This window comes from Streptomyces sp. WG7, from assembly GCF_049975785.1.
Taxonomy (GTDB): Bacteria; Actinomycetota; Actinomycetes; order Streptomycetales; family Streptomycetaceae; genus Streptomyces.
The window spans coordinates 1-4759 of sequence record NZ_JBNGGE010000108.1; the positions used below are offsets into that span (position 1 = coordinate 1).

The window sequence follows — 4759 nt, forward strand, 5'->3', positions numbered from 1 at the left end:
GTCGTCTTCTCGTCCCTGGCCGGACTGCTGGGCGGCCCGGGCCAGGGCAACTACGCAGCCGGCAACGTCTTCGCCGACACGCTCATACAGCACCGTCGACAGAACGGCCTTCCCGGCGTGTCCATGGCATGGGGCAGCTGGACCCCCGAGGTCGGGCTGACCGGAAACCTGTCGGACATCGACCTCCAACGGCTGACCAGCTCAGGCATGCCGCCACTGTCGGTGGAGCAGGGACTGCACCTGTTCGACCAGGCACTCCTCGCCGACCAGGCCGTGGTGGGACTGACCCGGCTGGACCCGGCCGCGGTGCGCGGGCAGCGTGAGCTGCCGTCGATGATGCGGTCGCTCGTCACCGGCGGCGGGACCGTGACCCGTCGGCTCGCGGGCGACGCACGTCAGGACCCGGGGAGTTTCGCTCAGCGCTGGGCCACCATCCCGGCCGACGAGCGCCATGGGTTCCTGCTGGACCTGGTCCACGGCCATACCGCCGCGGTCCTGGGCCACACCTCCGCCAACGGCGTCGACAAAGGCCAGGCATTCAAGGAGATGGGGTTCGACTCGCTCACCGCGGTCGAGCTGCGCAACCGGATCGCCACAGTGACCGGGCTGCGACTGCCCGCGACCCTGGTGTTCGACTATCCGACGATCGCCGAGCTGATCGGTCACCTGACCGGCCTGCTCGGCGACCCCGGACCCGGCGCACGCGCCGAGTCCACAGCCGGGTCGATCCTGTCCCATCTGGAGAAGCTGGGCGATCTGCTCCCGGCGGCCAAGGTCGCGGGGGAGGACCGGCAGATGATCGGGCACCGCCTGCGGTCGCTGCTCACCCAGTGGAGCAAGAGCGACAACACAGTGGCCGATGGCCCGTCGGACGACGACTGGGAGACGCCCGACGACGTCTTCCAGTTCATTGAGAACGAGCTCGGCATCTCCGGGCAAGGGGAGTAAGTGGCAACATGACCGACAAGAAGCTCTTCGACTACCTGAAGAAAGTCACCGCCGAACTCCGCGAGACCCGCCAGCGCCTGGCCGACCTCGAAGCGGACGCGGACGCCGGCGAGCCGATCGCGATCGTCGGCATGGCATGCCGCTTCCCCGGCGGAGTGTCCGACCCCGATCAGCTGTGGGGGCTGGTTGCCGAGGGCCGGGACGCGGTCTCGGGCTTCCCCACCGACCGCGGCTGGGACCTGGATGAACTTGCCGGCACCGGCGCTGGTGCCTCGGCCACGGCCGAGGGCGGCTTCCTGGACGGAGTCGGTGAATTCGACGCGGAGTTCTTCGGGATCTCCCCGCGCGAGGCAATCGCTATGGACCCACAGCAGCGGCTGCTGCTGGAGACCTCCTGGGAAGCCCTGGAGCGCGCCGGGGTCGACCCGGCGGCGCTGACCGGCAGCAACGTCGGCGTGTTCGTCGGCACCTTCCCCTCGGGCTATCTGGAGGTGGCGGAACGGTCCAGCGACGATCTGGCCGGGCATCTGGTCACCGGCGGCTCTCAGAGCGTCGCGTCGGGACGCGTCGCCTATGTGCTCGGATTGCAGGGCCCGGCGCTCACGGTGGACACCGCTTGTTCCTCGTCGCTGGTGGCCCTGCACCTGGCCGCGCAGGCGCTGCGGTCCGGTGAGTGCACGATGGCCCTCGCCGGCGGTGTGACCGTCATGGCCACACCGGACACGTTCGTCGGGTTCTCCCTCCAGGGCGGCACGGCGAGCGACGGCCGGTGCAAGGCCTTCGCCGATGCCGCGGACGGCGCGGGCTGGTCCGAGGGCGCCGGGATGCTCGTCGTACAGCGACTGTCGGACGCTCGTCGTGAGGGTCGGCGGGTGCTGGCGGTCTTACGGTCCAGCGCCGTGAACCAGGACGGTGCCTCCAATGGGCTGACCGCGCCGAACGGCCCCTCCCAGCAGCGGGTGATACGTCAGGCCCTGTCCGGGGCGGGCCTCACGGGTGCCGACGTCGATGTCGTGGAGGCCCATGGCACCGGGACTGTGCTCGGTGACCCCATAGAAGCCCAGGCCCTGATGGCCACCTACGGGCAGGACCGGCCGGAGGACCGGCCACTGCTGCTGGGGTCGTTGAAGTCGAACCTCGGTCACACCCAGGCCGCCGCCGGTGTCGCCGGCGTCATCAAGATGATCACGGCGATGCGCCATGGCGTGGTGCCGCAGACTCTGCATGTGGACACCCCCTCGTCGAAGGTGGACTGGTCTCAGGGCTCGGTGCGACTGCTGACGAAGGCCGTCCCCTGGCCGGAAACCGGTCATCCTCGTCGGGCGGGCGTTTCGTCCTTCGGCATGTCCGGCACGAACGCACACGTCATCCTCGAAGCCTTCCCGGAAGCCCAGGGGGCTGACGACGCCGGGACACCTGAGACGGGTTCCGCGCCGGAGCTGATGCGGGGTGTGGTGCCGTGGGTGCTGTCAGGCAAGACAGCGGAAGCATTGCGTGCCCAGGCGTCCCGGCTGCTGGATTGGGCCGACCCCGGTGTGGATGTCACGGCTGTGGGGCGGTCGTTGGTGACGTCGCGGTCGTTGTTCGATCACCGTGTGGTGGTGACGGGCTCTGACGGCGGTGAGCTGCTGGCCGCGCTGCGTGCTGTCGCGGCGGGCGAGCCGACCCCTGACGCGTTCCAGGGATGCGCGGGTGCGGGATCCGGTGTGGTGTTCGTGTTCCCCGGTCAGGGGGCTCAGTGGGTCTGTATGGCACGGGAGTTGCTCGACTCGTCCGCGGTGTTCCGGGAAGCCATGGCGGAGTGTGCTGAGGCGCTGGGCCCCTTTGGGGACTGGTCGTTGGGGGATGTCCTCGGCGATGAGTCCGCGCTGGCGCGGGTCGACGTGGTGCAGCCGGTGTTGTGGGCGGTGATGGTGTCGCTTGCGCGGTTGTGGCGGTCGTGTGGTGTGGAACCTGCCGCGGTGGTGGGTCACTCCCAGGGTGAGATCGCGGCGATGTGTGTGGCCGGGGGCCTGTCACTGGCCGACGGGGCCCGCATCGTCGCGCTGCGCAGCAAGGCGATCGCGGACACGCTGGCCGGTCGTGGAGGCATGGCCGCCGTGCCGTTGCCCGTCGCTCGGGTCGTGGAGCTGATCCAGAACTGGCAGGGGCGGCTTTCCGTCGCCGCGGTCAATGGGCCGGAGTCGGTGGTGGTGTCGGGTGAGTCGCCCGCGGTGCGGGAACTGGTGGCCCGGTGTGAGGCCGAGGAGATCCGAGCCCGGCTGATCCCGGTGGACTACGCCTCCCATTCCGTGCAGGTGGAGGAGGTCCGGGACCGGCTGCTGGAGGAGCTGGCTCCCATCACGCCGGTGTCGTCGTCGGTGCCGGTGTATTCGTCGGTGACCGGGCAGATCATGGACACCAGCGCGGCCGATGCCGGGTACTGGGTGCGGAACCTGCGCGAGACCGTACGGTTCGAGCACGCCACCCGTACGCTCCTCGCCGACGGCCATCGAGTGCTGGTCGAGGTCAGCCCGCACCCGGTGCTCACCTCCGCCATACAGGAGACGCTGGACAGCACCGGGCACGACGGCGTGGTGGTCGGGACGTTGCGTCGCGGCGAGGGCGGCTCCCGGCGGATGATGGCCTCGTTGGCTCAGCTGTTCGTCCAGGGCGTGCCTGTGTCGTGGGAGTCGGTGTTCGCCGGGGCCGGTGCCCGGTGGGTGGAACTGCCGACGTACGCCTTCCAGCACCAGCGGTACTGGCCCGAGGCCCTGCCCATGGTGGGGGACGTCGTGGGAGCGGGCCTCGAGTCGCCTGAGCATCCGCTGCTCGGTGCGATGGTGGGACTGCCCGAGTCCGGCGGGACGCTGTTCACCGGCAGGGTGTCGCTGCGGTCGCACCCGTGGCTGGCAGATCATCGAGTACGGGGAGAAGTGGTCTTCCCAGGCGCCGGGTTCGTGGAGCTCGCGGTGCGCGCCGGCGACGCCGTGGGGTGTGAGCAGGTCGGCGAGTTGGTCCTGGAGACACCGCTGGTGATCCCGGCTCACGGTGGGTGCCGGATCCAGGTGGTGCTCAGCGAGCGGGACCAGGGATGGGCGATGGCTGTCTACGCGCGCCCTGACGGTGATGAGACCTGGACCCGGCATGCCACTGGTTTGCTGACCAGCGGCGCGGCCGGTGCCGCAGGGGACCCGATCCTTGCCGGGCCATGGCCGCCGCCGGGGGCGACGGAGGCCGACACTTCGGGCCTGTACGACGTACAGCCGGGCCATGAAGTGGCGTACGGTCCGGCCTTCCAGGGGCTGGCCCGGGCCTGGACCCTGGGTGAGCGCGTATGGACCGACGTCGTGCTGCCCGAGGCGCAGACGGGCACTGCCGGGATGTTCGGCATCCACCCCGCCCTGCTGGACGCGATGCTGCAGGGAGCCGCGTTCGCCGGTCTGGAGCCGACGGAGACCGCTCGACTGCCGTTCATGTTCACAGACGTCGTCCTGCGGGCTTCGGGCGCGACGCGGGTGCGGGTGTGCGTTTCCCGCACCGGCTCCGACGAGGTCGCCATAGCGGTGGCCGACGCCACGGGTGCGCCGGTGCTGTCCATCGGATCGATGGTGGTCCGTCCGCTACCGGAAGGCACGCTCGCAGGCTGCCCGCAGGACACGATGGTCCTCACTCCTCAGTGGACCGAACTGGGTACCGAGGAGGGTCCGGCCGTTGAGACGGGGGACTGGGCCCTTGCGGGACCCGGGGCGGACTACGCGGATCTGGCCGCGCTGGGCACTGCGGTTGAGTACGGGACTCCCGTGCCGAGCAGTGTGGTGCTGGTCGTGCC

The 4759-nt window shown here is 70.2% G+C and carries 1 protein-coding gene and 1 pseudogene; both read left to right on the plus strand.

The genetic code is table 11. From position 1 onward, the window contains the following. The coding region (locus tag ACP4J0_RS38165) for a KR domain-containing protein (protein ID WP_426603994.1) at positions 1-948 on the plus strand (948 nt) is incomplete at its 5' end. 47 nt (positions 949-995) lie between these two features. Then, positions 996-4759: pseudogene (locus ACP4J0_RS38170) on the plus strand (type I polyketide synthase); the annotation flags it as partial.